Origin of the sequence: Cellulomonas triticagri (genome assembly GCF_003696205.1) — a bacterium.
Classification (GTDB): Bacteria; Actinomycetota; Actinomycetes; order Actinomycetales; family Cellulomonadaceae; genus Cellulomonas; species Cellulomonas triticagri.
In genome coordinates, this window is sequence record NZ_RFFI01000178.1 from 1 (window position 1) to 5,138 (window position 5,138).

Sequence of the window (5,138 nt, forward strand, 5' to 3'; positions counted from 1 at the left end):
CGGGGGCACGGGAAGCGACGGCGTCGGGACGCCCGCGAACGGCTGCGGCTCGGTGGCGGTGCGCGCGGCGGGCGGCTCCTCGTCGGGCGCGAGCCCGGGCACGTGCATCGCGGCGTCGGCCGCCTCGTCGGCCGAGACCTCGGGCACCCAGCGCGGGGCGTCGGCGGGCACGGGCTCGGCGGCGGGCAGCCAGGACCGGTCCCGGCGCACCTCGACCGCGACGTCCTCGAACGGCACGGTGATCGGTGCCTGCGGCTTGTGCACGACGACGTCCACGGCCTGCACCAGCGGGTACGCCAGCACGGTCGCGGCGATCCGCTCGGCGACGGTCTCGATGAGGTCGGCGGGCTCGCCCCCGAGGACGGTGACGACCTGCTCGGCGAGCACGCCGTAGTGCAGCGTGTGCGCGAGGTCGTCGGTGGCCGCCGCCCGCCGGGTGTCGAGGTGCACGACGACGTCGGCGACGAAGGTCTGCCCCTCGCGCCGCTCGTGCTCGAACACCCCGTGGTACCCGGTCGCCGAGATGCCGGTCAGCCGGACCCGGTCCAGGCGCCGGCCGTGCCCGCCGGTCGCGTCCTCGTCGCTCATCGCTGGTCCTCCCCGGACGGCTCCGCGGCCGTCCACCGGGCCGCCACGCGCACCGCGTCGGCCGTCGCTCGCACCTCGTGCACCCGCACGCACCACGCCCCGGACGCCGCCGCCAGCGCGGAGACCGCGGCGGTCGCCGCGTCGCGCTGCTCCGGCGGCACGGGGGTGCCGTCCGGCCCGGCCAGCAGGTGCCCGAGGAACCGCTTGCGCGACGCCCCCACCAGCACCGGGAACCCGTCCGCCACGAGCTCGGGCAGCCGCGCCAGCAGCGGCCAGTTGGCCGCGCCCGGCTTCGCGAACCCGAGGCCCGGGTCCAGCACGACCTGGTGGTCGGCCACACCCACCGCCCGCAGCTCGGCGACGCGCTGCGCGAGCTCGCGCCGCACGTCGGTGACGACGTCGTCGTAGTCGGCGAGGTCGTCCATGACGTCGGCGTGCCCGCGCCAGTGCATCGCGACGTACACAACCCCGGTGCGGGCGACGACCTCGCGGATCTCCGGCTCGGCCAGGCCGCCGGACACGTCGTTGACGACGGTCGCGCCCGCCGCGACGGCGGCCGCCGCGACTTCGGCGCGCGTGGTGTCCACGCTGACGACGGCCCCGCGCTCCGTGAGCGCGCGGATCACCGGGAGCACCCGGTCGAGCTCCTCGGCGACGGGCACGCGCGGCGCGCCCGGCCGGGTGGACTCCCCGCCGACGTCCAGCAGGTCCGCGCCGTCGTCGAGCAGGGCCAGGCCGTGCGCGACGGCGGCCTCCGGGGTGAACCAGCGCCCCCCGTCGGAGAACGAGTCCGGGGTGACGTTGACGACGCCCATGACCAGGCTCCGGCCTGCGCGACCGGCGTCGGTCAGCGCGGGGGGCAGCGGCGAGGGGTGACGCACGACGACCAGCCTAGGCGGTCCGGCGCACCGCACGGTGCGCGCACCCGACCACGTGGGTGCCGGTCAGCGGCCCAGGACGAGGCTCATCGCCTCGGCCCGGGTCGCGGGGTCGCGCATCTGCCCGCGCACGGCCGAGGTGACCGTGCGGGAGCCCGGCTTCCGGACGCCGCGCATCGACATGCACAGGTGCTCGCACTCCACCACGACGAGCACGCCGCGCGGCTCCAGCACCCGGTCCAGGGCGTCGGCGATCTCGCCGGTCATCCGCTCCTGCACCTGCGGGCGCCGCGCGTACACGTCGACCAGCCGGGCGAGCTTGCTCAGCCCCGTCACGCGCCCCTCGGGGCCCGGGATGTACCCGATGTGCGCGACGCCGTGGAACGGCACCAGGTGGTGCTCGCAGGTGGAGTACACCTCGATGTCCTTGACCAGCACCATCTCCTGGTGGCCGATGTCGAACGTCGCGCTCAGCACCTCGGCCGGGTCCTGCCGCAGGCCCGCGAACACCTCCTGGTAGGCGCGCGCGACGCGCGCCGGGGTGTCCCGCAGGCCGTCGCGGTCGGGGTCCTCCCCGACCGCGACCAGCAGCTCGCGGACCGCCGCCTCCGCGCGCGCGGCGTCGTACGGCGGAACCGTCCGCGGGTCGCGGCGCTCCGGCAGGTCGAGCCCGTCGCCCACGGGCACGTCCGGCACCGTCACACGTCCGGCGTCTGGTTCGGCGGCACCTCGACCACACCCACGGCGGGGTGCTCGTCCTTGGCGGCGGCGGCCTCGTCCTGGGGCACGACGGTCCCGTCCTGCTCCGCGACCTCCGCCGGGGTCAGCACCGGCGGGCGGTTCGACACCGCGCGCTGCTCGCTGGACAGCCACACCTCGCGCGGCGGGCGCTTGGTGATCGGCCGGAAGATGACCTCGAGCTCGGCCTGGTTCAGCGTCTCCTTCTCGAGGAGCTCCAGCACCAGCGCGTCGAGGACGTCGCGGTACTCGACCAGGATCTCCCACGCCTCGGTGTGCGCGGCGTCCATGAGCTTGCGCACCTCGACGTCGACCGTGCCCGCGACGGACTCGGAGTAGTCGCGGCCGTGGCCGACCTCGCGGCCGACGAACGGCTCGCTGCCGTCCGAGCCGAGCTTCACGGCGCCGACGAGCTCGCTCATGCCGTACTGCGTGACCATCTTGCGGGCCGTGGCGCTGGCCTTCTCGATGTCGTTGCTCGCACCCGTCGTCGGGTCGTGGAAGACGAGCTCCTCGGCGACGCGGCCGCCCATGGCGTACGCGAGCTGGTCCAGCAGCTCGTTGCGCGTCGTGGAGTACTTGTCCTCCGTCGGCATGACCATCGTGTACCCGAGGGCCCGGCCGCGCGGCAGGATCGTCACCTTCGTGACGGGGTCGGTGTAGCGCAGCGCCGCCGCGACCAGGGCGTGCCCGCCCTCGTGGTACGCGGTGATCTTCTGCTCCTTGACCTTCATCACCCGGGTCCGCTTCTGCGGGCCCGCGATGACGCGGTCGATGGCCTCGTCCAGCGCGCGGTTGTCCACGATCTGCGCGTTGGAGCGCGCGGTGAGCAGCGCGGCCTCGTTCAGCACGTTCGCCAGGTCCGCGCCCGTGAAGCCCGGGGTCCGGCGCGCGACGGCCGCGAGGTCGACGTCGGTGGCCATCGGCTTGCCCTGCGCGTGCACCTGGAGGATCCGCTCCCGGCCCTTGAGGTCGGGCGCCTCGACGGAGACCTGCCGGTCGAACCGGCCGGGGCGCAGCAGCGCGGGGTCGAGGATGTCGGGGCGGTTGGTCGCCGCGATGAGGATGACGTTCGTCTTGACGTCGAAGCCGTCCATCTCGACCAGCATCTGGTTGAGGGTCTGCTCGCGCTCGTCGTGGCCGCCGCCCATGCCCGCACCGCGGTGCCGGCCGACGGCGTCGATCTCGTCGATGAAGATGATCGCCGGGGAGTTCTCCTTGGCCTGCGTGAACAGGTCGCGCACGCGGCTCGCGCCGACGCCCACGAACATCTCCACGAAGTCCGAGCCGGAGATCGAGTAGAACGGCACGCCGGCCTCGCCCGCGACGGCGCGCGCCAGCAGGGTCTTGCCCGTCCCGGGCGGGCCGTACAGCAGCACGCCCTTCGGGATCTTCGCGCCGACCGCCTGGAACTTCCCGGGCTCGGAGAGGAACTCCTTGATCTCGTGCAGCTCCTCGACGGCCTCGTCCACGCCCGCGACGTCGGCGAACGTGACCTGCGGCGTCTCCTTCGACACCAGCTTGGCCTTCGACTTGCCGAACTGCATGACCCGGGAGCCGCCGCCCTGCATCGACGACATGAGGAACCAGAACAGGCCCAGGATGATGACGAACGGCAGGATCAGCGTGAGCAGGCTGCCCCACCACGACTGCTGCGGGACGTCGGAGGTGTAGCCCCCGGCCGGGTCGGCCTCGGCGATGGACTCGACCACCTCGGGACCCTGCGGGGCGACGTAGAAGAACTGGACGTCCTTGCCCAGGTTCTCGTCGTCCTTGGTGAAGTCCTCGGTCAGCGTGAGGTCGACGCGCTGCGCGCCCTCGGTGACGCGGGCCTGGTCGACCTTGCCGTCCCGGAGGAGCTCGAGGCCGTCGGAGGTGTCGATCCGCTGCACGCCGGAGGACATGAAGGCGCTGGCGGCGATCCACAGGATCACGACGGCGACGACGATCCACAGCACGGGTCCGCGGGTGAGGCGCTTGAGTGTCATGGGCAGACGGGGGCGTGCCCCCTCGTCCCTCCGGTCGCAGGGGTGGAGGCTCCGAAGTTACACGCTGGACCTGGGGTGGTCGGGCCGTGTTCGCCCAGGGCGGGACGCACCCGCCGGGCCGGGTGGCGCGCGTGCGTGCCGCCGCGCGCCACCCCCGCGGGGTCAGGAGCCGTAGACGTGCGGGGCCAGGGTCCCCACGAACGGCAGGTTGCGGTACTTCTCGGCGTAGTCGAGGCCGTAGCCCACGACGAACTCGTTGGGGATGTCGAAGCCGACGTACGCGACCTCGACCTCGACCTTCGCGGCGTCCGGCTTGCGGAGCATCGTCGCGATCTGCACCGAGGCCGGGCCGCGGCTGCGCAGGTTCGCGAGCAGCCAGGACAGCGTCAGGCCGGAGTCGATGATGTCCTCGACGATCAGGACGTGCTTGCCGGTCAGGTCGGCGTCGAGGTCCTTGAGGATCCGCACGACGCCGGAGGACTTCGTGCCCGACCCGTAGGAGGACACCGCCATCCAGTCCATCGCCAGCGGGGTGCTGATCCGGCGCGCCAGGTCCGCCATCACCATGACGGCGCCCTTCAGCACACCCACCAGGAGGATCTCCCGGCCCGCGTAGTCGGCGTCGATCTGCGCCGCGATCTCGTCCAGCCGGTTCCCGAGCTGCTCCTCGGTCAGGAGCACGCGCTCCAGGTCCTGGCCCATGTCGTCCGCGTTCACCGGTGCCCGTCTCCTCGTGGTCTCGCACCCGGGCCGGCGTCGTCCGCCGTGCCCTCCCGCGCGACGACGTCCCGCCCGGTCGACGGGGGCTCGGCGCGCAGCGCAAGCCTGCCACACGTGCGGCGCACCGCCACGCGCCCGGGCAGGTGCACGGGGCCCTGCCCGCGCCACCCGGTGACGAGCGCCGCGACGGCCCGGACGTGGGTCTGCGCGACCGCCCCCGCCGGGG

Annotated in this window: 5 protein-coding genes and 1 pseudogene; all 6 read right to left on the bottom strand. The window is 73.8% G+C overall.

Annotation, left to right across the window (positions count from 1 at the left end; translation table 11 throughout):
* On the bottom strand, window positions 1-588 hold a 588-nt coding region (folB, locus tag EBM89_RS19360; RefSeq protein ID WP_122151233.1), incomplete at its 3' end, for a dihydroneopterin aldolase.
* Window positions 585-1,469: a dihydropteroate synthase gene (folP, locus tag EBM89_RS19365; RefSeq protein ID WP_439647211.1), complete on the bottom strand. Its 885-nt coding sequence runs from the start codon at window positions 1,467-1,469 to the stop codon at window positions 585-587. The genes folP and folB, both read right to left, overlap by 4 nt.
* Window positions 1,470-1,532: 63 nt before the next feature.
* Entirely contained in the window at window positions 1,533-2,129 is a 597-nt protein-coding gene (gene folE, locus EBM89_RS19370) for a GTP cyclohydrolase I FolE (RefSeq protein ID WP_233571865.1), read from the bottom strand.
* A 35-nt stretch (window positions 2,130-2,164) separates the two neighbouring features.
* A complete protein-coding gene (ftsH, locus tag EBM89_RS19375) occupies window positions 2,165-4,192 on the bottom strand; it encodes an ATP-dependent zinc metalloprotease FtsH (RefSeq protein WP_122151235.1) in 2,028 nt (675 codons plus the stop codon).
* 162 nt (window positions 4,193-4,354) lie between these two features.
* Window positions 4,355-4,894 carry a hypoxanthine phosphoribosyltransferase gene (hpt, locus tag EBM89_RS19380; protein ID WP_122151237.1) on the bottom strand — a complete coding sequence of 180 codons (540 nt, stop codon included), beginning with the start codon at window positions 4,892-4,894 and terminating at the stop codon, window positions 4,355-4,357.
* Between the two features lie 11 nt (window positions 4,895-4,905).
* Window positions 4,906-5,138, bottom strand: a pseudogene (locus EBM89_RS22300) (hypothetical protein); the annotation flags it as partial.

Excerpts from the sequence above, each read along its gene's own strand:
- ftsH (WP_122151235.1), bottom strand. The coding sequence starts at position 4,192 with ATGACACTCAAGCGCCTCACCCGCGGACCCGTGCTGTGGATCGTCGTC.
- hpt (WP_122151237.1), bottom strand. The coding sequence starts at position 4,894 with ATGGGCCAGGACCTGGAGCGCGTGCTCCTGACCGAGGAGCAGCTCGGG.